The following is a 26,836-nucleotide window of genomic DNA, read 5'->3' on the forward strand; positions in this document are numbered from 1 at the left end:
ATGCTTATTTTTAGAATACCACACAATAAAAAGATATTTAAATGAAAAATGTTGACAAACTATTAGCTGGTTTATATCTGCTTCAAAAGCCTCCACTACATGCATTAGACGGAAAACCTCCGCCTATGAATTCTCATACCTACACGAAAATCAACAATGAATAATAACAGAGCTATTTTTAAAAAACGGCAAATAAAGAATGATTATTAGGTTAGTCATATAGTAAGCATACAAATTAAATATTGGTAAGGGTGTACAAAAATTGCTAATATTCAAATAAATACATTTCCACTATCTTTAACTTGTAAAATATATTTACCAGAATGATATCCTTTATGAAGAATCCTCGCCGGTCCATTGCATCTACCATTTACTGAAATAAAGGAAAATTTCATTAGATGACTACGTTTATAATTATGGTTTGCTTCAATGAATCCTTCTAAAGCTATTTCATAAATACCTTCTCAATAACTACTACAATGCTTTCGCAAACTTTTGTTAAACTTTATCGTTAGCCTGTTTGTTGCCTCGTCCATTTAAGAGGGGGCTATTTTAGACGGCATCTTTTGCATTTTGTAAAAGCAGAACTTAATTTTTTGAAAGGGGGGGATGCCGCAAATAGAAAAAATTTTAAGAGTAAAAACCTATGTATGGAAATGGTTACAATGATCAAAGAATTTTTTACCAAGGGAGGAAAATTAGTGGAAAAGTTAACTCCATGGAAACTAGGAACTTTAGGTCTTCAGCATGTATTGGCCATGTATGCTGGGGCCGTTATCGTTCCCCTTATTGTAGGACCTGCGGTAGGCATGACCGCCGAGCAATTGGCTTACCTTATCTCCATCGACTTGTTCACCTGCGGAATTGCATCATTGCTTCAAGTGGTTGGAGGAAAGAATTTTGGAATCAAGCTTCCAGTTATATTGGGGTGTACTTTTACTGCCGTCGGGCCGATGATTGCCATTGGAAAACTTCAAGGCATTAGCGCCATTTATGGTGCCATCATCGTCTCCGGGATCATAGTTATGATACTTGCTCAATTTATGAGTAAGGTAATGAGGTTTTTTCCGCCTGTCGTAACAGGAGCTGTTGTAACGATCATTGGGATATCACTTATTCCTGTGGCGATGAACAACGTTGCAGGTGGAGCAGGGTCACCTGATTTTGGGAATCCGCGAAATTTATTACTGGCAGCATTGACACTTGTCCTGATTATCGTAATTAACCGATACAGTTCAGGCTACATAAAGGCTGTTTCTGTTCTGCTATCCATGATTATAGGTACTCTGGCAGCTGCGGGTATGGGAATGGTGAATTTGTCACCAGTTGGAGAGGCTTCCTGGTTTCACATGGTGCAGCCCTTTTACTTCGGGATTCCCACTTTCCATGTAACCGCGATTCTTTCCATGACTCTTGTCGCCATTGTAAGCATGATCGAATCCACAGGTGTATTCCTGGCATTGGGGGAAGTCTGCGATAGGAAACTGGAATCGGAAGACATCAAAAAAGGATTGAGGGCGGAAGGTTTGGCTGGTGTTCTTGGAGGAATCTTTAACTCCTTTCCATACACATCATTTTCCCAAAATGTTGGATTGGTTGCCCTTACGAGAATTAAAACACTCAATGTAGTCATTGCCGCTGGTGCGATCCTGATGATATTAGGATTGGTGCCAAAAGTGGCAGCGCTTACAACAATCATTCCAAATCCTGTTCTTGGAGGAGCAATGATTGCGATGTTTGGCATGGTTATTTCTTCTGGGGTTAAAATGCTTTCCCGGGTAGATTTTCATAAAAATGAAAATCTACTGATTATAGCGGTTTCGGTAGGAATTGGTCTGGGTGCCTCAGTTGTCCCTGACGCATTTGCTAAATTGCCAGAGGGATTGCGTTTAATTTTCCAAAACGGAATCGTAATAGGTAGTTTTACCGCTATTGGGCTCAATCTATTTTTAAACAAAAGGGAAGAACAAAAGAGTATTGATCTATTAGAAGATCTCAAGTCGGATCATTCGGCAGAAGCAAGTATTTGATAAAATATCAATTCGAAATGTTATCTTGGGAAGTGCTTGAAACAATTTCAACTCGTATGGTAAACGAAGTCCCTCACTCCATTTATATTTAGGCAACCATAGTCAAACACACTGGTAGCTGCCGGGGAGTTTTTTTAGTAGAAAAAAATTTTCAGGGGGAAATAGGATGAAGAATTATTATGAGTTTGAAAAATTGGGGACTAGTTATCGTCAAGAATTCATTGGCGGCTTAACCACTTTTCTAGCGATGGCGTATATTTTAGTAGTCAATCCGCTGACACTTTCCTTAGCAAGTATTAAGGATTTTCCAGATGCGTTAAGAATGGATTATGGTGCTGTCTTCGTGGCTACGGCAATTGCATCTGCTGTTGGCTCGATTGTGATGGGGCTGCTCGGTAAGTATCCATTAGCGCTGGCACCGGGGATGGGGTTAAATGCTTTCTTTGCCTATACCGTTGTTTTGGGAAGCGGTATTCCTTGGCAGCACGCCCTTGGTGCGGTATTGATTTCTGGTGTGTTCTTCTTTCTCTTAACACTTACCGGCATTCGTGAAAAAATCATCAACGCGATTCCGGTTGAATTAAAGCATGCTGTTGGAGCGGGGATTGGTTTATTTATTACCTTTATCGGCTTGCAGGGATCGGGCATTATTGTTAAAAATGACGCTACGCTGGTCGGTTTAGGGAAGATAACTAGCCCGACTGCACTTTTAACGATTTTTGGAATTCTCGTTACGGTTATTATGATGACTAGAGGAGTTAAAGCAGCAGTATTCTTCGGAATGATTATTACAGCTGCTGTTGGAATGATTTTCGGGCAAATCTCCATTCCGCATCAAGTGGTTGGCGGTGTGCCAGATATTAAACCAACTTTTGGCGCCGTATTTTCGTCCTTTGGCGACCCTTCATTCTGGTCAACCGCCATGCTGGGGATTGTTCTTACTTTCTTATTCGTTGACTTCTTTGATAATGCAGGAACCCTTGTCGCAGTTGCCAACCAAGCGGGCTTAATGAAGGATAACAAACTTCCGAATGCCGGAAGAGCGTTGTTGGCAGACTCCATAGCTACAATGGCAGGTGCGGTGCTGGGTACTTCAACAACTACTTCTTATATTGAATCATCTGCAGGGGTAGCATCCGGAGCGAAGACAGGATTTGCTTCATTGGTCACAGCTGGATGCTTTATTCTTTCACTCTTTTTCTTCCCGCTTTTATCCGTTATTACAACACCTGTAACGGCACCGGCATTGATTATCGTCGGAATATTAATGGCATCCTCGCTTGGAGAAATAGACTGGAAAAGGTTTGAAATTGCTGTTCCTGCATTCTTAACCATGATTACCATGCCTCTTACTTACAGCATTGCAACTGGTATTGCCGTTGGCTTTATTTTCTACCCGATCACCATGATTGTGAAGGGAAGAACCAAGGAAATTAATCCAATCATGTACCTATTCTTTGCAATCTTCCTTATTTATTTTATGTTCAAATAAATGGAATAAAGGCCGCCCGATTTATCCAGGCGGCTCAGATTCTCGAAATGAAGAAATCTATTTTCTTGTATACAATTAGAAATTTGGTCTAATTGTCTCTACCGGGTTGCCGTAAACTACCTGACTACAAGAATAATCTGAAGCTATGTTGTATTAGCTTTAGTTTATTCTTGTAGTCTTTTTATGTTCGGCCACCCGTTTTTAAGTTTAAATGGGGAATGTAGAAAGGGGAATGTTTAATGGAAGAAATTTTTGCCGTTAAAGGCAATATTATTTTTACGAAGGAATTCGGCAAATATGAAATAATTGAAGATGGATTTATTGTTGTTCATGGAAAAAGTATTAAAGGTGTTTATAAAGAACTTACAGAAGAATATAGGAATATAAGGGTAGAAGACTATGGTGATTCTTTAATCATACCTGGTTTTGTTGATCTTCATTTACATGCACCCCAGTTTGCTAACCTAGGATTAGGTCTTGATAAAGAATTAATGCCTTGGCTTGAAGCCTATACATTCCCGGAGGAATCGAAATATTCAGATGTTCATTATGCTAGAAAGGTATATTCTTCCTTAATAAGGGAACTGTGGAGGTTCGGTACGACCAGGTCCTGTGTTTTCGCAACAATTCATAAAAATACAACAAAATTATTGATGGAGCTATTCGCAGATTCAGGTCTTGGAGCCTATGTTGGGAAGGTGAATATGAACAGAAATTCACCAGATTATCTGACGGAAACGACAGAAGCTTCGCTTAATGACACGGAAGAAATTTTAGAAGAATATTGCGGCAAATATGAATTGGTAAAGCCAATTGTTACACCTAGATTTGTTCCTAGCTGTAGCTTTGAACTTCTGAAAGGGCTTGGAGAGTTAGCTAAAAAATATAATGTTCCTGTACAGTCTCATTTATGTGAGAATTATGGTGAAATTAGTTTTGTAAAATCATTACATCCTGAGTATAAAAATTACGCTGAAATATATAATGGCGCTGGTTTATTCGGAGATGTACCTACTATAATGGCACACTGCATTTTAGTAGATGAGGATGAAATTGAACTAATGGTAAAGAAAAATGTATATGTTGCACATAGTCCTAATTCAAACTTTAATTTATCAAGTGGTATTGCATCAATAAGAAGACTGGTTTCAAGAGGGGTGTCTGTAGGACTTGCCAGCGATATAGCAGGTGGACATAGTTTATCAATGATGAACGTCATTACCAGTAGTGCACAGGCAGCAAATATCAAATGGATTGAAAGCAATAGAGTTGATCAGCCTTTAAGTACCGCGGATTTATTTTATCTGGCAACAAAAGGCGGGGGTAAATTCTTTGGAAAAGTAGGAAGTTTTGAAGAAGATTATGAGTTTGACGCTCTTGTCATTGACGATCGTAATATCCCTGCTTTTAGAACGTTTACGGTAGAAGAAAGATTACAGAAATTTATCTATACTGGTGATGATAGAAATATTAAAGAAAGATATGTTTCAGGTAAAAAAATATCCGAGCCCAAAGTTTATTAAGCTTAAAATCTATTAAAAGTGCTCAAGTCGGAACATTTTGCAGAAGCAAGTATTTGATAATAGATCAATTCTGAGGATCACTGATTATTTTAGTGATCCTGTTTTTTAGTAAGAATATGAGTATGGAGGCAGCCCTAAGTTCGTTTTTTGGGATGCCTATAGGTATTCATTTACTAACTTTATAAAATTTTTAGCAGAGGCGGAGACAAAATGATTTTCAAGCCAAATGACACCTAAAGAAGAGATTAAATTGGCATCCCTAATGGGTGTAGAGTAGAGACCGCTGTTCCCATAGACATCTAAAACAGATTTTGGCACGATGGTTACCCCCATTCCCCCCTTAACCATCTCCATTAATACATGCATATCAGAGCATTCACCAATAATTATTGGTTGAAGCTTTTGTCTAGAAAAGGCTTCAAAGATTGTATTATAGATGCCTAGACCCTCAGAACTCGGAATAATAAGGGGCATATCGGAAATCTCTTTCAAAGAGATCATGTTTGCCTGTATCTTCTTACTGCTTACGAAAACAAAGTTCTCATTAATAAGATGATGATAAGTCAAGCCGCGATGGTCAATGGCAAGACGTACAAATGCGATCTCAATGGCTCTCGATTTTACCATTCCCGCCAAACGAGGGGAATCATTTTGAACAATTTTTAATGGTACAAGCGGATATTTTTTGTGGAAGGATTGCAACATTTCTGAAAATCCTGTAACCGATAGGGTATTGATACCTACAGATAGTACGCCCCTTTTCCCATCTTCTGTTTCCTGTAATTCATTTTTTATTTCTTGGATACTGTTCACTAGAAGCAAAGCATGTTTATAGAGCACGTTTCCTTTATCAGTTAACTCCATACCCTTGCCATTTCGCTCAATTAATTTAACACCAAGCTCTTCTTCTAATTGTTTCAGCTGCATACTAAGAGGCGGTTGAGACATATGTAGCCGAGCAGCGGCAGCAGTTATATTCTTTTCCTCAGCTATCGCTATAAAATACCGTAATTGTTTGATATCCATTCATTTCTCCATCTATTTAAATAATATATGATTTCTATATAAATTATATATTTTTCGTATAGTATACGTCTATGATATCATAATAATATGAAAATTCAAAAAGTTATTTTGTGCCAGCATCTTAGTTTGTATTTATCATGGAGGTGACCAAAAATAGAAGCAATCATCTTGGCTGCTGGATATTCCAGCCGGGCGAATACCTATAAAATGACTTTGCCGCTGGGGCATATGACGATATTGGAGCAAACCATTTCTAAATTTGAAGGGTTAATCAGCAGGGCCATGATCGTAGCTGGGTTTCAAGCGGAAATCATCGAAGAGGAAATAGCGAAAATCAGCAATAAAAATGCCTATTCGTTCCAGATGAAGTTTGTTTATAATGAAAACTTTGACCAAGGAATGTTCAGTTCTATACAAAAGGGCTGTCGTGAAGTAAGTGACCAAGCCTTCTTTCTAACACCGGGGGATTGTCCACTTGTTAAGAAAGAGACCATCGAGCTAATCGCCATGCAAAGAGGGGACGTTGTGATTCCCAGCTTTAACTATAAAGGCGGTCACCCGATCAAATTATCAAGTGAAGTGAAACAGAGAATTCTAGATACCGACTCAAAAGGAATTTTGCGTACGGTCCTTGCCAGCTACGAAAGGAATTATGTGAATATAGATGATCCTGGAGTACTCATGGATGTAGATACACCGGAGGATTACCAAAAAGCCATGGATTATTATAAAACGAAAATGTCTCATTTACCTTTATGGGGATAAAAATGAATTATAAAATTCATTTTTATATATTAATTTTTGAAAGGGGTTTCTACTAATCTATGTTTCAGGTGAAAAAATTTAATCGAAGGGAGTGGCTGCAATGAGACTAAAGGATATAAGCACTCCAGTGCCCAAAAAGGACCATAAAGATAAAGTATCAGGCCAGCTGCCTTATATTAGTGACGTGAAAGTGGACAATATGGTTTATGGTGTTTTGTATCGGTCGCCGATTGCATATGGAAAAATCAAATCCATTTACGTGCCAGATCTTCCTGAAGGATATGATGTAGTTGGGGCAGAGGATATCCCGGGTCCGAATTACGTGAAAATTATTAAACAGGACCAGCCTATTTTCGCCAATGAGTGGGTCAACTATATTGGGGAGCCGATTCTCATGCTCGTTGGCAAAGATCTGAACACCCTCTACGGGTTGAGAGATGAAGTGAAGGTTGAATTTGAAGAACATCAGGCTATCTATACATTGGATGAAGCAATCGATCAGATATCTTCCGCAAGTTTCGTTAGCTATGAATTTGGGGAAAGCTTAGATATCATTTCAGCTATCGAGCAAGATGCCCATCAAATTGTTGAAGAAGAATATACGACGGGTTATCAGGAGCATGTCTACCTTGAGCCACAAGGAATGCTTGCCGTTTATAAGGATGATGAAATTGTCGTCCACGGATCGATGCAAGCTCTTTATTATATAAAAAATGCCTTGCTAAGCGCTTTAGCCTGTGGCGACGATGAGGTCAGAGTGGTGCAAAGCCCTACAGGCGGCGGTTTTGGCGGGAAAGAAGAATTTCCTTCGATGATGGCCTGTCACGTAGCCATTGCCGCTAATGCTGTTAAGAAATCAGTCATGCTCGTGTTCGACCGCCATGAGGATATGGTGGTGACGACAAAAAGGCATCCGGCCAAATTCAAATATCGAACTGCCCTTGATCAGGAAGGAAATATTTTGAGCATGTGTGTTGACGTCTCTCTTGACGGCGGGGCGAATGAAGGATTGAGTTCTGTTGTGCTGCAGAGGTCATTATTAAACAGTGCCGGTGTCTATAACATTCCTCATTTTCATGCCAAGGGCTTTTGTTTAAAAACCAATACAGTTCCGAACGGTGCCTTCAGAGGCTTTGGTGCCCCGCAAAGCTTTGCCGGAATCGAAAGTCATATGGGACATCTTAGTAAACACACTCAACTAGACCCTCTTGAATATAAGCGAAAATACCTCGTAAAACAAGGAGACCCTACCATCACAAAAGGTAACTTCCGCGACCCAATCTTAATGGAAGAAATGATTGAGGACCTGTTGGATGCCTCAGATTACACCAAGAAAAAAGAGGAGTTCCAGCGATTCAATCAACAAAACCTGCGCTATAAGAAAGGCATTGGGACTTCGGTGTTCCTCCACGGCTGTGGATTTACAGGCAGCGGCGAAAGAGATCATATTAAAGCAACGGTGAAACTAGTTAAATCAAAGGACGGCAAGGTTCTTTTAAAAATCTCAAATTCTGATATGGGACAGGGAATTTATACGACATTGAGTAAAATTGTCGCCAAAGAACTCGACCTCCCGTTGGAGGAAGTTTCCTACCCTGATCCCGATACAAAAGAGGTTCCCGACTCCGGTCCAACCGTAGCTTCCAGAACGACGATGATTGTTGGAAAATTACTTGAACGGGCCGCAAAAAAACTAAAGGCCGAGTGGAAGTCAGGGGAGGAACAAGAAGTATTCGAGCATTATGTTCACCGTGAAATGATTCCTTGGGACGAAAAAACCTTCACTGGAGATGCCTACCCTGCTTATTCATGGGGCGTTAATTTCGTGGAAGTAGAAGTAGATACGTTAACAGGAATTGTAAAGTTAGAAAAAGTATACGGAAATTACGATGTGGGGAAGGCGATCGATGATCGGATTATGAAAGGCCAAATTGATGGTGGTCTTGCACAAGGGTTAGCATACGGGTATCTGGAAAAGATGACAACAAAGCAAGGCAAAATCCAACAAAAAAGCATATCGGATTATGGACCTCCGACTTCATTGGACGTTGTTTCAATCGAAAGCAAGTTATTTGATAACCCATATGCGGATGGCCCGTACGGGGCGAAGGGCGCAGGTGAATTGACTTTAATCGGCGGAGCCCCGGCAGTCCAGTCGGCGATTGAAGATGCACTGCAAACTTCTTTTCAGCAAATTCCGGTTACAGCGGAAGTTATTATGGAAAGTCTTGAACGAAAGTTGGTGAATAGGGTTGATTAAATTTACCCTTAATGGAAAAACTGTGGAAACGGATGCTCCTCCCACTGCAAGATTACTAGATTTAATAAGGGAAGAGTTTGGATTAATCGGAACAAAGGAAGGCTGTGGTGAAGGGGAATGCGGAGCCTGCAGTATTTTCGTAAATAATTCCTTGCAAAACAGCTGCCTTATTCCTATTGGCGCGATTGCCGGTGCCGAAATTCAAACGATCGAAGGATTAATGGAAACAGAACAATTTAAGATTTTAGATGAGAGCTATTCCGAGTGTGGAGGGGTGCAGTGCGGCTATTGTATCCCGGGGATGGTCATGGCAAGTGCCGCTTTGTTATCTGAGAATCCCAATCCAACAGAAGCGGAAATTCGTGAAGGCATTTCTGGAAATCTATGCCGATGCACTGGCTACAATATGATTGTGGATGCAGTTAAATTGGCAGCGAAAAAAGGTGAAGTCGAATGCCAGAAAAAATAACCGCGTATCGTTTTGACTATTTAGACGAAACCTTGAGCCAGTTGAATAAAGAAGACTGTGCCATCGTAGCCGGCGGCACCGATGTCATGGTCCTTCACAAAAGTGGAAGGGGAGTGCCTCCTAAAATTCCTAAACCAGTTGTTTTTATTGATCATCTTTCCGAGCTAAAGCGGGTGTATCAAAAAGATAAAGATCTCCATATCGGAAGCTGCAGTACCTATGGTGAATTACTAGAAAACCCGTTAATTCCCATAGCCTTAAAAAACGCAATCAAAACGATTGCAGCACCGGCCATTCGAAACAGAGGGACATTGGGAGGAAATATTTGCAATGCATCTCCGGCGGGTGACACACTGCCATTATTATATGTTTACAACGCAAAACTTTTGCTGCGCTCCGTTAATGGGGATCGTGTGGTGGCAATCAGTGATTTTATTCAAGCACCGCGAAGAATCGGGCGTAATCAAAATGAAATTTTGGCTGAAATCATATTGCCGTCAGTTTTAGAAGAAGGATCCCATGTCGTTTTTGAAAAAATCGGCAACCGAAATGCAGATGCCATTGCCAAAGTATCGTTTGCAGGTTACATCCGGATCAGCAATGAACGAATCGATGACATTCGCTTTGCCTTTGGAGCGGTCGGACCGACGATGGTTCGTTCGATTGATATTGAGAAGAAGCTGCTTGGAAAACCGTTCCCATTATCGGATGCGGACATCGATTCGATTGTGGCAGACTTTGATCAAATCATTCGGCCAATCGACGACCAGCGCTCCACAGCAGTATACAGGAAAACGGTCGCCTTAAATCTTTTGCGTTATTTTCTTAACACACCACAATATCAACCGAATTAATTTTAAAAAAAAGGGGGGTGAGTCATACATGTTACTGATGGAAAAAGTCGCCATGTTAAATCGTCAAAACGAAACCTTTGCTCTAGCCATGATCATTGAATCAAGAGGCTCGACTCCCAGCCATGTTGGAAAAATGATTGTATCCCCTGATGGCACGATTGAAGGGACTGTCGGAGGGGGATTAGTTGAATATTTTGTCATTGATGAGTGTGTGCAGGCAATTCAAAAGGGTAAGTCGAAAATCGTTGAATATAAATTAAATAAACATGCTAAAGACGGAATTCAAATGAATTGTGGAGGAATAGTGCGGGTGTTTATTGAAGTTTATAAAAGCAGGCCTGAACTCGTTCTGGCTGGTGCGGGTCATGTAGCCATTGCGCTTTCAAAACTCGCCGATTTTCTTGAAATTCCCTATCGCGTTGTGGATGACCGGGAGGGTTATTGTACGAGGGAACGCTTTCCAAATGCGACCAGGCTTATTGTGGATGAGGATATTGGGAAGGCAACGCTTGCGGCCAACCTAAATGAAAAGTCTTACTTAGTGATTGTGACAAAAGATCAAGATGAAATCGTATTAAAAACAGCCCTGCAATTTCCTTGTTCCTATATTGGCATGCTTGCCAGCAAGCGCAAGGCGATACAAATATTACAAAAATTAAAAGAGGAAGGATTCTCAGAAGAACTGCTGGAGCGCGTTTCTTCTCCCATCGGGGTGGATATTAACTCAGAAACAACACAAGAAATTGCCATCAGTATTATCGGTGAAATCATCAAATTAAGCAAAGAAACAAACCCAATCAAGGTGAAACAATTAAATAGATAAATAGAATAGATTCCGGGGGACGGTTCTGGCGCTCAAAAAAGCCGCTTTACCGCCCCTGTTGTCTTTTTGGAATGCTGTGCAATTATCCACTTGGAGTTGAAAAATGTGACCAAACAACAAGTTAAAGATCAATTAGGCAGGCCGCTTCGTGATATTCGAATTTCTGTGATTGACCGATGTAATTTCCGCTGCCAATACTGTATGCCTGCGGAACTGTTCGGTCCAGATTATGCATTTTTACCTAAATCAGAATTACTAACTTATGAAGAAATTACACGTCTTGCCAGCATTTTTATTAAATTAGGTGTTGAGAAGATTAGATTAACTGGAGGTGAACCTCTTCTTCGAAAGGATTTACCAATTCTTGTTGAAATGCTTTCAAAAATTAGTGGTCTAAAGGACATTGCTTTAACGACCAATGGCGTATTGCTCCCGAAATATGCTTCACAGCTGAAGGAAGCCGGCCTTGATAGGATAAATATAAGTTTAGATAGTCTAAATGACGAACTTTTTGGTGAAATAAATGGCAGGAATGTGGGAGTTGGCCCGGTACTCCGAGGAATTGAGGCCGCAAAAGGCGCAGGCCTTCGCATTAAAATCAATATGGTTGTAAAAAAGGGACTTAACGACTCTGAAATTATTCAGATGGCAACCTACTGTAAAGAACAGAACCTAGAACTACGGTTCATTGAATATATGGATGTCGGCAGTACAAATGGTTGGATGATGGAGGACGTTGTTACAAAGCAACAAATATATGAAATATTAAAAGAACACTTTGAATTTGAACCGGTGGAGGCTGCTTATTACGGAGAGGTGGCCAAGCGTTACCGTTATAAAGGGACGGATATTGATTTCGGCTTTATTACCTCAGTATCTGAATCGTTTTGCTCAACCTGTACCCGTGCAAGATTGTCAGCAAATGGGCAAATTTTCACCTGTTTATTTAATGGAAACGGCCATAATATTAGGGATTTTATTAGAAGTGGAGCTACCGATCAAGCTGTAGAAGAAAGAATTAAAGGCATTTGGAATCATCGATCCGACCGTTATTCTGATGAACGCACCGAGGAAACGAGAAAAGCTAGGAAAAAGATTGAAATGTCATATATAGGTGGATGATTACCTAATCACAACTACAGACTCCAAAGGTAATGGGGTTCACGAGTTTCTTCTATTATATATTCCTTTTTGTTTTATTTTAGGTTATACATGATTTTTACTGACCAAAACAAATTTGGAGGGAGTATTTTTGTTTGGTGCAATAGAAGCGGGCTACAAAGTTCATTTGGGCTGTCGGTGACATATAAATAGACGGAAAAAATTCGCTTAATTAGTAATTAGCATGTAAAAAAGCTTAAATAGACGAAGATATTCCGCCTATTGACTCGAAAAGCGTGAAAATGAGGGATTTTGCTTTGCATAATCGGAAAACCTTCCCTTATTTACCCCGAAAGTAGCTCCATTCTGAATCTAACCGAAAAATTTCCGCTTATTTTCCTTTTGCTGGTACCTTACTTAAGGACAAGAATTCTTATTGAAAAGGTAGTGAGATAAAAACCATCGTAAGACAGGATTCCATTGTTTTTTTTCAGTTTTTCTACTGGAAAATTCACAAAAATGTTTATACGGAGGAATTCGGAAAATATAAAGGAATTATAAGCAAGTGCCAGTCATTATCCGGAATTTGTTGATATTTAATCGACATTATTCGGGTGGTGCCAGTCACTCTTTTTTGCAGTACCGGTCCTGGTACCAATCGAACTTTGTCGAAGAATGATAGGTTTCTAGCAGTTTGGAAAATGATAGAATAAAGTTGTAGCTGAATATTGTCGGGGTAGTTGGTTGCGCGCTTCTTTCTGGTTTTCCCAGAAGGGAGGTGATAATCATGGAAACATTTCTTGAAATTCTACGTGAAGTTCTGAAGGGGATAGTGCGCGAAAGTAGTGCCTTTATCTTTCGGAAAAACGTCCTAGTACACAAGAAAACCACCCGACGCCGTTCAAAGCAGGTGGTTCTCACAAATAAATTGCCCAAACAACCATCACCCTGACGGTAAAGGCTGCAGGGAGAAGTGTTACCAGCACTTCTCTTTTTTATTATATATCCATTATATACAAAAAAATTCCTTTTTAAAAGAGGTAAAAGTGATGGTGTTGGAGCTTTATGCGGTTCCGTTTTGCGCAGCAATTCTTCTCATCGTTACCATGACATTTCATACCTCTTTCCTAATAAACTCAAGCTGCAATAAAAAGTGCCAGGCACCGCCCAATTTTCTGGATGGTGCCTGGCACTTTTTCCTATTTATTTAAATAGTGAAGAATATACTTTTTATTGTTCTTTTTATACAGCGCCTAAAGGTCCTCGTGTAGAATTTCTTTGTATTTTAGCAAAAGAGAAGTAAATGCAATTCAAAATACATTAACTGAAAAATTGAGGAAATTTAAGGAATAATTAGAAAATATGTTAAAATGTAACTAGTTCACACACATTAACAGGAAGTAAAAAATGGGAGTGGGTAGCTTGAAAAAAATAAGTGAGTTTACTAGCACAAACATTATGTCTGTAAGTCCACACAGGGAAACAGAATTTTCAAGCATTATTCATCAATCATGGGAACGTTCGAGGGAATACAATATTGATCCTAATCGAAAATATGGTAAGGTTTCAAAAGAATTATGGAAGAAAAGTATCGTAAACAATGCTGAATTAATACATACCGCCTTACCCTTAATGAACGATATATACCAGTTAGTAGAAGGCACAGGGTTTATGGTGATTATTTGTGATAGGAATGGACGATTACTGAAAACGATAGGAGATGAAGAAATTTTAAAAAAAGCGGAAAGCGTCTCTTTTGTTGAGGGGGCTGATTGGAGTGAAGAGGCGGTTGGCACAAACGCCATTGGCACTTGTATTAAAGTAAATAGGCCGCTGCAAGTTTTTCATTATGAGCATTATTTGAAAATTTTACAAGAATGGACATGCTCCGCATCACCGATTAGGGGATCAGATGGAAATATACTCGGTGTGCTCAACGTATCAGGTCCTTATGAAAAAGTGCATCCGCATACGCTTGGAATGGTGGTCTCCGCGGCCAAAGCGATAGAAAATCTCCTGAAACTGCAAGAAAAGAACAGAAGAAATGAGGTAATGAAAAGCTACTTAGAGGTAACCATGAATTCACTCACTTCTGGGATTATTCTTGTAAATCAGCAAGGTGACATCATTCAGGCAAACAAAACATTACAAGACATGATTCAACTTAACGAGGAAGATCTTGTTGGTAAAAAAATTGCTCAAGTGTTTACGAACCAATTATTCCAAACGGATCTGTTTATGTTCGATAACATTAAAGATAGAGACATCACTCTTAAAACGAAGATTAACCAGAATACCAAGCATGTGCTACTAAATTGCAAACCAGTCTATCAAGGAGAAATGCGAATTGGCTCGTTGCTCACGTTTCAGGAGATTCAAAAAGTACGCCAGTTAGTCAATCGTTTTACTGGCAATAGGGCGACAATTACGTTTAAGGATATTATCGGGAAAAGTCCGCTGTTCCTCAAAAGCATAAATGAAGCGAAAGCAGCTTCACATTCTCCTTCAAATGTGTTGCTTTTAGGTGAAAGCGGTACGGGGAAAGACTTGTTTGCTCAGGCAATTCACAACAATAGTAAACGCAGTGCCATGCCGTTCATTGCCATTAATTGTGGGGCGATTCCAAGAGACTTATTAAGTAGTGAATTGTTTGGATATGTGGAAGGAGCTTTTACAGGGGCAAGAAAAGGCGGGAATTCTGGGAAGTTTGAGCTTGCCGATGGGGGGACGATTTTTCTTGATGAAATCGGTGAAATGTCGTTGGATATGCAAGTTCTTCTTTTAAGAGTCCTGCAAAATAGAGAGATTAATAGAATTGGCGACCATAAAGTCATTCCCGTCGACGTAAGAATTATTGCCGCAACCAATAAAAATTTGAAAGAAGAAGTTAGAAAAGGAAATTTTCGAGAGGACCTATATTTTCGTCTTAATGTTCTTCCCATTCAGATTCCATGCTTGCGCGAAAGGGATGAGGATATCATGTTGTTAGCCTCTCATTTTGTAAAACAGTATAATCAAAAAATCCCTAGATTAATAGAATCAATTTCACCCTCCTACTTGAATGCAATAAGGAAATATGACTGGCCAGGAAATGTCCGTGAGCTTCAAAATGTCATTGAAAGATCCTTAAATCGATCTACCTCAGGGGTTCTTTCGATCGAGTCTCTTCCAGATGAAATCACGGGCCATCAGGTCGAAACAACGGTTGACCCAAATGTACCAGGTAAAAAAGCAGAGATCCAAAAACAATTATTACTCAATACGTTAATAGATTGTCAATATAACTACAGTAAAGCAGCTAAGAAGTTACAAATATCTAGGAGTACGCTTTACAGATGGCTGGATCGCTTCAACCTGAAATAATATTGTCCCATTTTGTGTCAGTGTATCATTCGTTGTGATACATTTTGATACAAAATGGGACATTTTTTATCGAAATAACTAGAAGGTATGACTTTTCCTTCTTGAAGGGTGAGGAAGTGATAAAGAGAATAAATGCTAGTGTTCCAGGGGATTGTTCTGCTGCATAGGAAGCCTTTTTTTTAAAAAGTGAAAGCGGTTACCAAATTGGCACGAATCTTGCAAATTAAATGAGAGTGAACATCCATTTAATAAAAGGAGGATTCAAGATGTCAATTCCTAAAGATAAACTGCTTTGGATGTACGAAACGATGGTGAAAAGCCGTTATTATGAAGAATTGCTTGTCGAGGCTTATGCTGAAGGGAAAAAACCAGTGTTTAATATTGGTGCGGGACCTGTTCCGGGTGAAATGCACCTTTCAAATGGGCAGGAACCTGCTGCGGTTGGGATCTGCGCCCACTTAACAAAAGACGATACCGTTGCTTCGCCACATCGTCCACATCATCACGCAATCGCAAAAGGTGTGGATTTAAAACGGATGACAGCGGAGATTTTCGGCAAGGTAACAGGCCTGGGAAAAGGGAAAGGCGGCCATATGCATTTGTTTGATCCTGCGGTGAAATTTTCTTGTGGGGGTATTGTCGCTGCAGGGATTCCTCAAGCGGCTGGCGCAGCTCTTGCTGCCAAGCAAAAAGGAAAGGACTGGGTGGCAGTAGCGTTCATCGGTGAAGGAGCGGCCAATGCCGGTGCTTTTCATGAAACATTAAATATGGCAGCACTATGGAAACTGCCACTCATTGTTGTGGTGGAAAATAACTCTTGGGGTATTTCTGTTCCTAAGTCGGGCTCAACAGCCATTTCATCAAATGATCGGCGGGCGGCAGCTTACGACAATACAGTGGGTTATTCGGTAAAAGATAATGACCCGCTTGAAATGTACAGGGTTTCTCAGTTAGCAGTTGAAAGAGCCCGTCGTGGAGAAGGGCCATCGATTATTGAGATTGAAACGTACCGCTTTTTAGGACACTTCCAAGGGGATCCAGAATTGTACCGTGACAAAGAAGAAGTTCCTTCTTTACGTGAAAAAGACCCCATTGATCGATTAAGAAATCATCTGCTATCTGAAGGGATCGCTTCAGAAAATGAATTAGACCAAGTAGAGAACCTTGTGAAAAATGAGGTTGATGCAGCTTTCCAATTTGCACGGGAAAGTGAATATCCGCTTCCAGAAGCCGCACTTGAAGATGTATTTTGTTAATTTACTAGATAGGAGATGAACGGAATGCAAACAACGAAACGTATGCTGACAGGAAATAAAGCGATGGCAGAAGCCATTGCTCAAGAAATGGAACGCAACCCAAATGTATTTGTGATGGGTGAGGATGTCGGTAAATATGGAGGCATATTTGGAGCGACTCAAGGACTGATCGACAAGTTCGGTGATCAAAGAGTACTGGATACACCGATTTCTGAAACTGCATTCATTGGAGCTGCGATTGGTGCGGCTGCAGAAGGTATGAGACCGATTGTGGAATTAATGTTTGTTGATTTCTTTGGTGTTTGTATGGATCAAATCTACAACCATATGGCGAAAATTCCTTATATGTCCGGCGGGTCGGTCAAGTTGCCAATGGTGTTAATGACAGGGGTTGGCGGCGGATACAGTGATGCTGCACAGCACTCACAGACACTTTATGCAACCTTTGCTCATCTTCCGGGAATGAGAGTAGTCGCACCTTCCACCCCGTATGATTTGAAAGGAATGATGACGGCTGCCATCAGAGATGATAATCCGGTTGTATTTATGTTCCATAAGACATTGCAAGGCTTGGGCTGGATGGACCAGGTGGAGGAGTCGGTAGGCGAAGTACCTGAAGAACCTTATACGGTTCCACTTGGAAAAGCAAAGGTTGTTCGTGAAGGTACAGACGTGACCATTGTGGGAATCCAAATGATGACCCACCAAGCAACTGCTGCGGCAAAAATCCTTGAAAATCAGGGGATCAGCGCAGAAGTCATTGATATTCGTTCACTTGTCCCGCTTGATAAAGAAACGATCCTAAATTCTGTACGCAAAACACATCGTTTGGTAGTGGTTGACGAAGATTACCTATCCTATGGTTTCACGTCTGAAATTGCCGCAATCGTTGCGGAAGAGGCACTTTATGAACTGGAAGCGCCAATTAAACGGCTCGCCATTCCGGATGTGCCGATTCCATATAGCCGAGACCTGGAAAAATATGTGATTCCAAATGCACAAAAAATTGCCGATGCAGTCGTTAAATTAATGGATTAATAGTAAATGGAAATTTTGCAGGCGGCTGTTCCATTCCAGGAAAGCCGCTTTTATGCTGAATGTTGGGAGGAATCGGAATGCAAGACATAAAAACATTACATGAGATTACATTACCTCGTCTCTCAGAGGCGGATGAAGAAAGTCTGATCACATTTTGGCATAAGTTAGAAAAGGATCGTGTGAAAAAAGGGGACGTCCTTGTCGAAGTTCAGACAGAAAAAGCGGTTACCGAAATAGAATCCGATATTGATGGTGTGATTGTGAAAATCCATAAAAAAAGGGGGGAAGTCATTGGAATGGGTGAAGTCCTTGTCAGCATAGCTGTAGATGATAAGGGAGAATCCGCACCAGTGGCAAACCACGCCCAACCGATAGACACTTCAGTTCCGGGTCAGCAAGAAATGGAAACAAGAAAGCCGTCATTTGTAAAAACTTCGCCACGAGTACGGAAAATGGCAAAAGATTTAGGTGTTGATTTAGCAACAATCTCAGGAACTGGTAAAAACGGAGAACTAACGATTGAAGATATACAGAGAGCAGCAAATAATGTTCGGAGCGTCGAAACACCAGTCCAAAACCAACCTCACGAACAACAAAGAGTGATTGCATCACCTTCGGTAAGAAAGCTTGCCAGGGAAAAAGGAGTAGATCTCGAAGCATTACAAGCGAGTAATGGAAATGGGAGAATTAATCGTGAAGATGTGCTGAAATTTGCAGAAGAAAAAGAACATCCATTGCAAATGGAACAGGCAATCAAAGAGGTGGAACCAGCTACGGAAGCAAATAACGGTCAAATCGAACGTGTCAAGCTGGGAGGCATACGAAAAGCGATTGCCAAAGCTATGGCCCATTCAAAACAAACCATTCCGCATGTAACCCATTTTGCTGAAGCGGATGTGACAAGTTTGGTCACCCACAGAAACAGGCTAAAGGAAGTGGCAAAAGCAAAGAATATTAAATTAACCTTTATTCCATATGTGGCAAAGGCACTAATTAGTGCCTTAAAAGAATATAAAGAATTAAATGCTTCCATAGATGAAACAGAAGAAAACATTCTCTATAAAAAGTTTTATAATATTGGAATTGCCGTCCAGACCGAGAATGGCCTTGTTGTACCAGTGGTGAAGGATGCAGACCATAAAAACATTGCTGCACTTGCAAAGGAAATAGACCTGCTGACAAAAATAGCAAGAGATAACAAGTTAACTATGGACCAAATGAAGGAAGGAACCTGTACAATCTCGAATATAGGCTCAGCAGGAGGACAATGGTTTACTCCCGTCATTAATTTTCCCGAAACTTCAATCTTGGGGATAGGAGAAATTATTGAAAAGCCGATCGTACGGAATGGAGAAATTACCATTGGCAAAATGCTGCCACTTTCCTTAAGCTATGATCACCGAGTAATTGACGGTGTAATTGCCCAAAATGCATTAAACCATATAAGAAGATTGTTGGAAGACCCTGAACTCCTGTTGTTGGATATAGAATGAATTTATGGTGTGCCATTTTTAATGGACATATTGATGTGTAAACCCGTTACCGGTATAACCTTTGTTAAAGAGCTCCCGAAAACCGCCTCAGGAAAAATCCAAAAGGTACGTCTGTGAAATGGCTACTGGGAAACTCAAGGCAAAGCTGGAAGATTTGTAAACTAATAAGGAAAACCGTGCAAAAACTTTAAATGAGCAACGCGGACTCTTATCTGTAGCATATAGTAAGATGAGAAAAAACTCTATCAGTATTCAATACTGTTAGAGTTTTTTTTTACAATTATTCTACTGACAATGTGCCATTTCATTTTGGTTTTTTTTAGTTAATCTAAACCTACTACCTAAGTACTGACCCAAAAACGCCCCAATCACTTCGTGTTAGCTATCCTAAATGACCGAAAGTTGCCAGTGTTGCCTGTCTAGGTCGGCAATGCCTGTCACTTTTTCCATTTAAAGCTCCAGTCATTCTCTGAACTTCCTATTATAAAAACTAGAATCCAAGAGAAAGCATTATTATCACAAAATATCCACCTTTTTATAAAACCTACCCTATCCGTTTCCTTCACCAAACCATAAATAAAGAATGAATAGAGTTTTTCAATAAACAAGGATGGTGGTTAAGAATGGCAAAGTATCGAATGGTGCGAACTGAATTTTGGGAAAATCCCGTTGTGGAAGAGATGACCCCGGAGGAGAAGTATTTTTACCTCTATCTGCTGACAAATTCGAAAACAACTCAAATTGGCATCTATCGAATCACGAAGAAGCAAATGGCTTTTCATTTGGGCTATTCAATGGAGACTGTTCATTCGTTAATGGAACGATTTGCAGAGCATCATCAGTTGATTCGCTACAATCCGGAAACAAAAGAACTGGCGCTTAAATACTGGGGGGAATATAACCTGCATAAAGGCGGTAAACCAATCATGGACTGTATAACCGCCGAGCTAAAAGAGGTCCAGGATCACTCGCTTATTTCGTATGTTTCGGAAGGCATTACTAATTTCGGAATTAGCAGCCTTTACGAATCTTTTAGTAGACAGGAAGAATTGTATTTTGGCAACGAGGGTAGTGAGCGTGAGGAACAGGATACATATACCGATACGGAAGAAGAAGAGTTTAACGATACGTCCGCGCGTCGTTTGACGATACGTGGGCAAAAAGAAAAAGAAAATAAAAAAGAAAAACAAAAACAAAAAATAGTTTCTCAGCCATATATGGAGGACACTCCAGATTTAGAGAATCTTACAAAGCCGGAAGACGTGAATGAAATTATTGAGTTTTGGGATGCGAATGGTTTTGGGTTTACAAACGTGATGGCGAAGCAGCAACTGTTAGCATGGTTAGATGAATCTAGCTTTTTACAGCCAAAAGAGATGATTTTAAAAGCCATGGAGATAGCCTGTGCTAATAACAAGCGAAGGCTCAACTATATAGTTGCGATTCTTAGAAACTGGGAAAATGAATCGTTACTGACCGTAGCAGATGTTGATGCCCATCAGGCACCCCAACAGGCAGTACCAATGTCAAGAAAATCAACTGAAGCCTTTCGTACTGGAAGAGATATTCCAAGTGGATTCCAACTCGATCTAACGGCAGGTGAAGAGGAATGAGTATAGCTGAAAAAGCGTTCTTAGGCAGTTTGATGAAGGCGGAGTACTTACTAACGGATACCGTGATCCAGCCTGAACAGCTAGAAAGCGTACGGCATAAAGAAATCATGCGAAAAATGGTAGAGTTCAAACGCGCAGGTAAGAATCTTGATTTGATTACTTTTTCAACCTTGCCCGACCTCGAATCAGTGGGGGGAATGTCCTATCTTTCTGAGCTGCTGTCCTATGCAGACATCGGGAAATTTGATGGAATGGAAAAGCTCATTCTTGAGTCGTGGAAGGAGCGGGAAAAGAGAAATATTTTAACGATAGCCGCCATGAATGACTGGGAGATTGCAAAAGTCATTAGCGAGTTGGATAAAATTAGCCAATTAAAGCTCGAGGATCACACCTCGTTACAACAAGCGTTGGCCAACATCTATGAGGCACCCTGGGAAGATCAATTACGCCTGAAAAGTGTCACAACGGGTATCAAACAGCTCGATGACATGACGGGAGGTTTTCAGGGTGGGGAAGTTACGATACTGGCAGCTAGACCATCAATGGGAAAAACCGACGTGATGCTTCATTTTGCCAAAATGTCGGGCTGGGCGGGGTATCTGCCACTCGTATTTTCTTTAGAAATGCCTGAGAAACTGATTACCAAACGATTAATAGCTTCGACAGGGGGCTTTAACCGTGCGAAAATGCGGGACCCGAAACGAATGCTGAGTCAACGTCAAAAGGATAAATGATCGGATGTGATTGGCGATCTCACGGAAACCAATATGCAAATTTTTGATGGGGCGGGTCAAACGATTGCCGAAATGAGAGCGAAAACGAGAAAGATGATGAATCAATTTCCTGGCAAGAGACCGATACTGTTTATCGATTACTTAACACTGATCCAATCCAGTCAATCGTACGGAGGGAATTCCCATCAACAAGTAACTGAGATATCCAAATCCCTCAAAAACATGGCGAAGGATTTTGATTGCCCCGTCATCTGTTTGGCGCAGCTAAATCGATCGGTGGAATCAAGGGCCAATAAACGGCCGATGATGTCTGATATTCGGGAATCGGGAAGTGTGGAGCAGGATGCCGATGTCATTTTGTTCCTATACCGCGAAGCCTACTATGACAAGGCTTCTCAAGATCATTCCCTTGAAATCATCGTCTCAAAAAACCGAAATGGCCAAGTTGGAACCATCGCCGTCAATTACAACGAGTATACGGGAGCGATTGATGAGCGAAAGGAACAGAATCAACCCCTTGTATAGCTGTCCAGCAGCCATTAGAGAAGAAGCACGCGGAACATTTTATGAACGATTAATGAGGTGAAATCACATGTTGGTGAAAGAAGCTTACGAAGATAGTTTTCGTTTTGAAGAATCTACTTTGGCTCATTACATCTACCATTTACTTACGGAACAGAAAATTTCCTTAGAGGACGACATGTCTATATTAAACGCAGTTCAAGCAGATAACCGGAAAGTAGCGGAATTGATCCGAAAGAATGTATTAGGGATTAATAAGGTTCGCGTCTACTCACTGAAGATGAACAAGAAGGACTTTTTTTTCATATTTGCCAGCAGCCCGCAAGAGGCGATCCAATTCTTTACCGAAACATTTCAGCAAAGCCCATTAAACTATCACGAATATCCACTAGAATTCGAGTTTGAGAGAGGAAAAGAGGTGGTTACCTTTCGGGACATGAGGAAGGATTTTGAGAGTTTTCCAGCCGTAGCGGGGCGGTTTGAGTAGGTGGGGGGAAGTGTGGGAAGGAAATAAATCTACATTTGAAATATTCATCATTCCTGGTTATATGTTAATTTCAAATAAGCATTCGTCCGACGTAGACCATCGGTATCAAAGTTCCTATTTGTAATGCGGTGAACCTTATCATAAGTAAATGAGGTTCTTCTTAGTTAATATTCTTGAACGAAATATACTTGAAAGAATAAGATAGTAGAGTATTTTTCTCTACTATCTTTATTAATCAAGAGCACCTGTTCGTATTATTTCAACCTTAATAGTTGATTTTAACTTTAATGTTGAATACTTTTCCCTCAAATCTTTATCACTTAAATTGGAATATTTTCTGATGCTTTTTATTTTTCTTCCAATGCCAATTGGATCAGTATTTAATTTTCTTAATTCTTCAAGAAAATCCCCCAATTCTTTGCTTAGTTCTTCCCCAAGCAGTTGCTCCAATTTTTTTATAGATTTCTTATTGTTAAGAGTAATTGCAGGCTGTAATTCTATAGTTGAAACCTTAATCGTTGCGTTTAGATAAAAGTCATCTTCGTTAGATAATTCAACTTTTCCACGGTGCTTTATTGGGCGGATTGTAATATTAAATTTATCTCCTTTTGGCTTTTCGACTAGTGGTATTTCCTTTTTTTCTAAAACCTCTAGAGGAATGTTTAATGTTATATCTCCCAAAGAAGCTCTGCGATTGGTGAATAATTTTATGAACAAGGTTTTTGTCAAAGAAATAGAACCGACCATTTTATCATCCTTTAATAATGCCACCTTTTCAATATAGGGTGCTGCACCATTCTTATTCGATATAATAGGTAAGGTAGGATCGATGCCAATTTCATATAGAGTGGAGAAAAAATCATGCAGGTTGGAGTTTATTAACATTTCATTCCTTGCTTGCTTATCCAATAATTGATAAATATATGACCCCATCTCAGGGTATTCTTCATAGTTATTATTTTTAATGACTTCTTCAGTATTGTTTGTAATGGCCAAAAATATTAATGATCCAATGCTGCTGTCTCGCTGCATTGAATCTAAAAAAGATGAAATTCCTATCTTTTCACTTATATCTTTATCAAAAAGTATTGTCCTCAATTGTCCAGATGTAATGTCGTGGCTTGTTTGCTGTTCTAACCTTTGTCTTATTTGTTTGCTTGTAGTACCGACGGCAGAAATGGTTTCACTTGTTTTTTCTTCTTTACGGTCGAATTGCAACAAGCTAATAGAGCCTTTATATGTATCTTTATCAAGTAAATCATAACCAATAATAGTTGAAATCCCTTGCCTTTCTAATATTTTTTCAGGGGGCACGCATGCAGTACAGAGAAGACAACAAAATAGAATAAGCCATTTTTTCATCTTTTCAACTCCGTTAAGAATGTGAAAAAAGTTTAGATTTAATGATTGAAATGGAAAATAACAAGATTGGATAGATAAACCATAGGTAAAAGCCGACTTGACCAACTTGATCAAAAAAAAGGTTATTGTCGACTCTTTTGGTGACAAAAAAACTCGTGATAAAAATGATTATTGAGATTACCCATATACCATGTTTTTGTTTTAAATGAAATATTTGCTTTACTCCTTTTGAAGAAATGAACAGGTATAAACATAAATTTGGAAAAATAACTAATATCCATAATGGAACGGCAATAAATTCAAACCGTTCAAGAAATGGAAAATGGACCGTGCTTATCATACTGACCACAGGCCAAATATGTTTTTCCAATTCCTTTGGACTAAAAAATAAGATTGAAATAACAGTGGTTATAAATACTAAAAGTGTAGTAAACCAGATTGCTAATTGACTGAAAAAAAGCAGCTTTTTTTTCTCCTTTATAAATGGAAAAATAAAAAATAAGGTTTCAAAACCTAACATTGTAAAACTGGTTTTAAATACTCCTTTCATTAGTTGTGCTGGGGTTGCCGACATGACGGGTAAAATTCTAGTGAAGTTTATCGATCCAATTGGTTGATAAAAAACAAATACCAGCCATATAGTCATTAAGAAGGATAAGAAACATGTTCCTGCAATTACTCTGAATCCGCCAGATACGGCATAAATGGTTACTAATAATAGCACTAAAACACCTACCCATTCATCAACTCCTTCATATCCCCATGTCAGGGACAATTCAACATAAGCGATGATGATAGAGTAAAGTGCTGCAATAAAGTAAATAACCATAAAAGTATTGATGATACTGCCTATAAAGCGACCAAATACATTCTCGTGTATTTCATAAAGATTACAGTTTTCATACTTAGCAAGGATGCTAATTATCATCCAAATGATAACACTAATGAATAGTCCAGAGAGTAGAACACTGATCCAGGCATCTTGCTTAGCTTCATGAAAAAGAATCCGAGGGACGCCAAGTATGCCCATACCGATTTGTGAAGTGTGAATGATAAAGAAAGCCATATAGGCGTTAACAAAATTAATATTTGATTTCATTATCCACCTCAAATTTCATCTAGATCGTTTTCTGTTTTTTGAGATTTCCATCCTATCCGGAATACGTTTAATGGGCGATTAACAACAGGACGTTTCCTATAAAAATGGTGTGGAAGACGTATAAGGGCGTATTTTAAATCCTTTATCCTAAGCGGGTAAAGAGGTGCAAGGTAAGGTCTATTTAAGGATGTCAACTTTAACAAGTGGACAACCAGTACACAGACACCGATCATAATCCCATTAAAACCCCCCACACCCGCTAGAATAATGAAAGGAAATCTGGCAATTCTTATAGCAGTCCCCATCTCATAAATTGGGGCCGAAAAAGCTCCTAATGCACTAAATGCCACGATTATAATTAAAATATTGCTAGTTAAGCCAGCCTCAACAGTTGCTTGACCAATAACAATCCCTCCAACAATCCCCATTGTTTGACCTACTTTTGATGGAAGACGTGCCCCTGCCTCTCTAAGTAATTCAATTAATAATTCCATTAATATTGCTTCTAGTAGAGGGGGAAAAGGGACTTGTGAACGTGATTGCCCAATGACAATTAACAATTTAGATGGTATAAGTTCATAGTGATAGGTAAGGATTGCAACATAGAATGCTGTAAAGAGCAGTGATCCAGCCATAGCAACAAAACGTATAAATCTTATGAAAGTACTCAAAGACCAGCGTAAATAAATATCTTCTGTAGATTCGAAAAAAGAAAAAAAATTAGCAGGCCCAATAATTGCCACTGGGCTTCGATCTAAAAGGATACCAACCCGTCCATTTAAAATAGAATAGAGAAATCGATCGGGCAGTTCTGTCATGATAAACTGAGGAAAAAAAGAATAATGATTATCTTCAAGACACTGTGCCAAAACTGAACTGTCACTTATATCATCAATTGTAATAGTTTCAAGCTTCTGCTTAAGTGTTTTTAGTATGTCTTCATCCGTTAAATCTTTCATGTAAATAATTCTTAATTTCTTCTTAACACGTTCTCCTATTTCTAATTCATCCGTACACAAATTAGAATTATTTAAATTTTGTCTGATAATTTTTATATTAGAAGTCAATGATTCTGTAAACGAAATTTTAGGGCCGTATACCAAAGATTCAGTTTCTGCTTTCTCGATAGATCTTTCAATTGGATCAGCACAATTTACTAAAAGGGCTTTATTTTCTTTTAATACGTAAATATAAACGAATCCATTTAAAAGTGAAGAAATAATCTCCTGTTCCTTAAAGTCAATCTTTACCTCGTCAATGGGGATATTCTTTATTAAATAAGAATAGGTTATATCTTTTTTTGGCAGCTGTTGAATGAATTTAATAACATATTCATTAACTGTTTCACCCTTAATTAAATTTTTCATAAAGACAACTTCAAGACAATCTCCAGCGACCTCAATTGTCCTGCAAAGTAAATCTGGTGATTGGTTGAGGATATATTTAATTTTTTTATAATTTGGGCAGTTATTTTTATTTGGTGTGTTTGTCATTTGAACAATCCTTAATAATTTTTTTTTATTATT

19 protein-coding genes, 1 pseudogene and 1 riboswitch are annotated in these 26,836 nt (G+C 39.4%); of the genes and pseudogenes, 16 read left to right on the plus strand and 4 right to left on the minus strand.

The annotated features are described in order from the left end of the window. Window positions 1–701: 701 nt before the first annotated feature. The 3 genes from ACFPA1_RS20390 to guaD all read left to right on the plus strand — a co-directional run bounded on the left by ACFPA1_RS20390 (window position 702) and on the right by guaD (window position 5,045). Complete coding sequence (locus tag ACFPA1_RS20390) at window positions 702–2,030, plus strand: nucleobase:cation symporter-2 family protein (RefSeq protein WP_378585052.1); 1,329 nt, start codon at window positions 702–704, stop codon at window positions 2,028–2,030. 166 nt (window positions 2,031–2,196) lie between these two features. After that, complete coding sequence (locus ACFPA1_RS20395; RefSeq protein WP_378585054.1) at window positions 2,197–3,522, plus strand: NCS2 family permease; 1,326 nt, start codon at window positions 2,197–2,199, stop codon at window positions 3,520–3,522. Window positions 3,523–3,567: 45 nt separating this feature from the next. Next, a riboswitch (purine riboswitch) is annotated at window positions 3,568–3,669 on the plus strand. Window positions 3,670–3,761: 92 nt separating this feature from the next. Next, window positions 3,762–5,045, plus strand: coding sequence for a guanine deaminase (gene guaD / locus ACFPA1_RS20400; RefSeq protein ID WP_378585056.1), 1,284 nt, complete (start codon window positions 3,762–3,764; stop codon window positions 5,043–5,045). Between the two features lie 156 nt (window positions 5,046–5,201). On the opposite strand, the gene ACFPA1_RS20405 is transcribed toward guaD, so the two are convergent. Further along, the gene (locus ACFPA1_RS20405) at window positions 5,202–6,071 is read right to left on the minus strand and encodes a LysR family transcriptional regulator (protein WP_378585058.1); all 870 of its coding nucleotides are present in this window, start codon (window positions 6,069–6,071) and stop codon (window positions 5,202–5,204) included. Between the two features lie 168 nt (window positions 6,072–6,239). Between ACFPA1_RS20405 and ACFPA1_RS20410 the strand changes: the two genes are divergently transcribed. The 13 genes and pseudogenes from ACFPA1_RS20410 (at window position 6,240) to ACFPA1_RS20470 (ending at window position 22,849) form a co-directional block, all read left to right on the plus strand. Next, window positions 6,240–6,836: a nucleotidyltransferase family protein gene (locus tag ACFPA1_RS20410; protein WP_378585060.1), complete on the plus strand. Its 597-nt coding sequence runs from the start codon at window positions 6,240–6,242 to the stop codon at window positions 6,834–6,836. A 100-nt stretch (window positions 6,837–6,936) separates the two neighbouring features. Further along, on the plus strand, window positions 6,937–9,096 hold the full coding sequence (locus ACFPA1_RS20415; RefSeq protein WP_378585061.1) for a xanthine dehydrogenase family protein molybdopterin-binding subunit: 2,160 nt from the start codon (window positions 6,937–6,939) through the stop codon (window positions 9,094–9,096). After that, window positions 9,089–9,565 carry a (2Fe-2S)-binding protein gene (locus ACFPA1_RS20420; RefSeq protein ID WP_378585063.1) on the plus strand — a complete coding sequence of 159 codons (477 nt, stop codon included), beginning with the start codon at window positions 9,089–9,091 and terminating at the stop codon, window positions 9,563–9,565. Before ACFPA1_RS20415 ends, ACFPA1_RS20420 begins: the two co-directional genes overlap by 8 nt. Then, entirely contained in the window at window positions 9,550–10,419 is an 870-nt protein-coding gene (locus tag ACFPA1_RS20425) for an FAD binding domain-containing protein (protein WP_378585064.1), read from the plus strand. Before ACFPA1_RS20420 ends, ACFPA1_RS20425 begins: the two co-directional genes overlap by 16 nt. A 28-nt stretch (window positions 10,420–10,447) precedes the next feature. Beyond that, entirely contained in the window at window positions 10,448–11,242 is a 795-nt protein-coding gene (locus ACFPA1_RS20430) for an XdhC family protein (protein ID WP_378585066.1), read from the plus strand. Between the two features lie 105 nt (window positions 11,243–11,347). Next, entirely contained in the window at window positions 11,348–12,364 is a 1,017-nt protein-coding gene (gene moaA / locus ACFPA1_RS20435; protein WP_378585067.1) for a GTP 3',8-cyclase MoaA, read from the plus strand. A gap of 1,401 nt (window positions 12,365–13,765) precedes the next feature. After that, window positions 13,766–15,706, plus strand: a complete 1,941-nt coding sequence (locus ACFPA1_RS20440) for a sigma-54-dependent Fis family transcriptional regulator (protein WP_378585069.1) — start codon at window positions 13,766–13,768, stop codon at window positions 15,704–15,706. 266 nt (window positions 15,707–15,972) lie between these two features. After that, window positions 15,973–16,962, plus strand: coding sequence for a thiamine pyrophosphate-dependent dehydrogenase E1 component subunit alpha (locus ACFPA1_RS20445; protein WP_378585070.1), 990 nt, complete (start codon window positions 15,973–15,975; stop codon window positions 16,960–16,962). A gap of 24 nt (window positions 16,963–16,986) precedes the next feature. Next, window positions 16,987–18,000: an alpha-ketoacid dehydrogenase subunit beta gene (locus tag ACFPA1_RS20450; protein WP_378585072.1), complete on the plus strand. Its 1,014-nt coding sequence runs from the start codon at window positions 16,987–16,989 to the stop codon at window positions 17,998–18,000. A gap of 77 nt (window positions 18,001–18,077) precedes the next feature. After that, window positions 18,078–19,493 carry a 2-oxo acid dehydrogenase subunit E2 gene (locus ACFPA1_RS20455; protein ID WP_378585073.1) on the plus strand — a complete coding sequence of 472 codons (1,416 nt, stop codon included), beginning with the start codon at window positions 18,078–18,080 and terminating at the stop codon, window positions 19,491–19,493. Between the two features lie 623 nt (window positions 19,494–20,116). Next, window positions 20,117–21,106, plus strand: a complete 990-nt coding sequence (locus ACFPA1_RS20460) for a DnaD domain protein (RefSeq protein ID WP_378585075.1) — start codon at window positions 20,117–20,119, stop codon at window positions 21,104–21,106. Next, window positions 21,103–22,365, plus strand: a pseudogene (locus ACFPA1_RS20465) (replicative DNA helicase). The gene ACFPA1_RS20460 and the pseudogene ACFPA1_RS20465 overlap by 4 nt, the downstream one beginning before the upstream one ends. A 67-nt stretch (window positions 22,366–22,432) precedes the next feature. After that, window positions 22,433–22,849 (plus strand): hypothetical protein, encoded by a 417-nt coding sequence (locus ACFPA1_RS20470; RefSeq protein WP_378585076.1) that lies wholly within the window; start codon window positions 22,433–22,435, stop codon window positions 22,847–22,849. A gap of 231 nt (window positions 22,850–23,080) precedes the next feature. On the opposite strand, the gene ACFPA1_RS20475 is transcribed toward ACFPA1_RS20470, so the two are convergent. The 3 genes from ACFPA1_RS20475 to ACFPA1_RS20485 are packed head-to-tail and all read right to left on the minus strand — an operon-like array spanning window position 23,081 to window position 26,803. Then, window positions 23,081–24,211, minus strand: a complete 1,131-nt coding sequence (locus tag ACFPA1_RS20475; RefSeq protein ID WP_378585078.1) for a Ger(x)C family spore germination protein — start codon at window positions 24,209–24,211, stop codon at window positions 23,081–23,083. Window positions 24,212–24,224: 13 nt separating this feature from the next. Beyond that, window positions 24,225–25,310, minus strand: coding sequence for a GerAB/ArcD/ProY family transporter (locus ACFPA1_RS20480; protein WP_378585079.1), 1,086 nt, complete (start codon window positions 25,308–25,310; stop codon window positions 24,225–24,227). An 8-nt stretch (window positions 25,311–25,318) separates the two neighbouring features. Further along, window positions 25,319–26,803, minus strand: a complete 1,485-nt coding sequence (locus ACFPA1_RS20485; protein ID WP_378585081.1) for a spore germination protein — start codon at window positions 26,801–26,803, stop codon at window positions 25,319–25,321. Window positions 26,804–26,836 lie beyond the last annotated feature (33 nt).

It is taken from the genome of Neobacillus sp. GCM10023253, assembly GCF_042653105.1.
Lineage (GTDB): Bacteria > Bacillota > Bacilli > Bacillales > Cytobacillaceae > Neobacillus > Neobacillus citreus.

Excerpts from the sequence above, each read along its gene's own strand:
- ACFPA1_RS20470 (WP_378585076.1), top strand. The coding sequence starts at position 22,433 with ATGTTGGTGAAAGAAGCTTACGAAGATAGTTTTCGTTTTGAAGAATCT.
- ACFPA1_RS20475 (WP_378585078.1), bottom strand. The coding sequence starts at position 24,211 with ATGAAAAAATGGCTTATTCTATTTTGTTGTCTTCTCTGTACTGCATGC.
- ACFPA1_RS20445 (WP_378585070.1), top strand. The coding sequence starts at position 15,973 with ATGTCAATTCCTAAAGATAAACTGCTTTGGATGTACGAAACGATGGTG.
- ACFPA1_RS20455 (WP_378585073.1), top strand. The coding sequence starts at position 18,078 with ATGCAAGACATAAAAACATTACATGAGATTACATTACCTCGTCTCTCA.
- ACFPA1_RS20480 (WP_378585079.1), bottom strand. The coding sequence starts at position 25,310 with ATGAAATCAAATATTAATTTTGTTAACGCCTATATGGCTTTCTTTATC.
- ACFPA1_RS20395 (WP_378585054.1), top strand. The coding sequence starts at position 2,197 with ATGAAGAATTATTATGAGTTTGAAAAATTGGGGACTAGTTATCGTCAA.
- guaD (WP_378585056.1), top strand. The coding sequence starts at position 3,762 with ATGGAAGAAATTTTTGCCGTTAAAGGCAATATTATTTTTACGAAGGAA.
- ACFPA1_RS20405 (WP_378585058.1), bottom strand. The coding sequence starts at position 6,071 with ATGGATATCAAACAATTACGGTATTTTATAGCGATAGCTGAGGAAAAG.
- ACFPA1_RS20425 (WP_378585064.1), top strand. The coding sequence starts at position 9,550 with ATGCCAGAAAAAATAACCGCGTATCGTTTTGACTATTTAGACGAAACC.
- ACFPA1_RS20430 (WP_378585066.1), top strand. The coding sequence starts at position 10,448 with ATGTTACTGATGGAAAAAGTCGCCATGTTAAATCGTCAAAACGAAACC.
- ACFPA1_RS20460 (WP_378585075.1), top strand. The coding sequence starts at position 20,117 with ATGGCAAAGTATCGAATGGTGCGAACTGAATTTTGGGAAAATCCCGTT.
- ACFPA1_RS20485 (WP_378585081.1), bottom strand. The coding sequence starts at position 26,803 with ATGACAAACACACCAAATAAAAATAACTGCCCAAATTATAAAAAAATT.
- ACFPA1_RS20415 (WP_378585061.1), top strand. The coding sequence starts at position 6,937 with ATGAGACTAAAGGATATAAGCACTCCAGTGCCCAAAAAGGACCATAAA.
- ACFPA1_RS20450 (WP_378585072.1), top strand. The coding sequence starts at position 16,987 with ATGCAAACAACGAAACGTATGCTGACAGGAAATAAAGCGATGGCAGAA.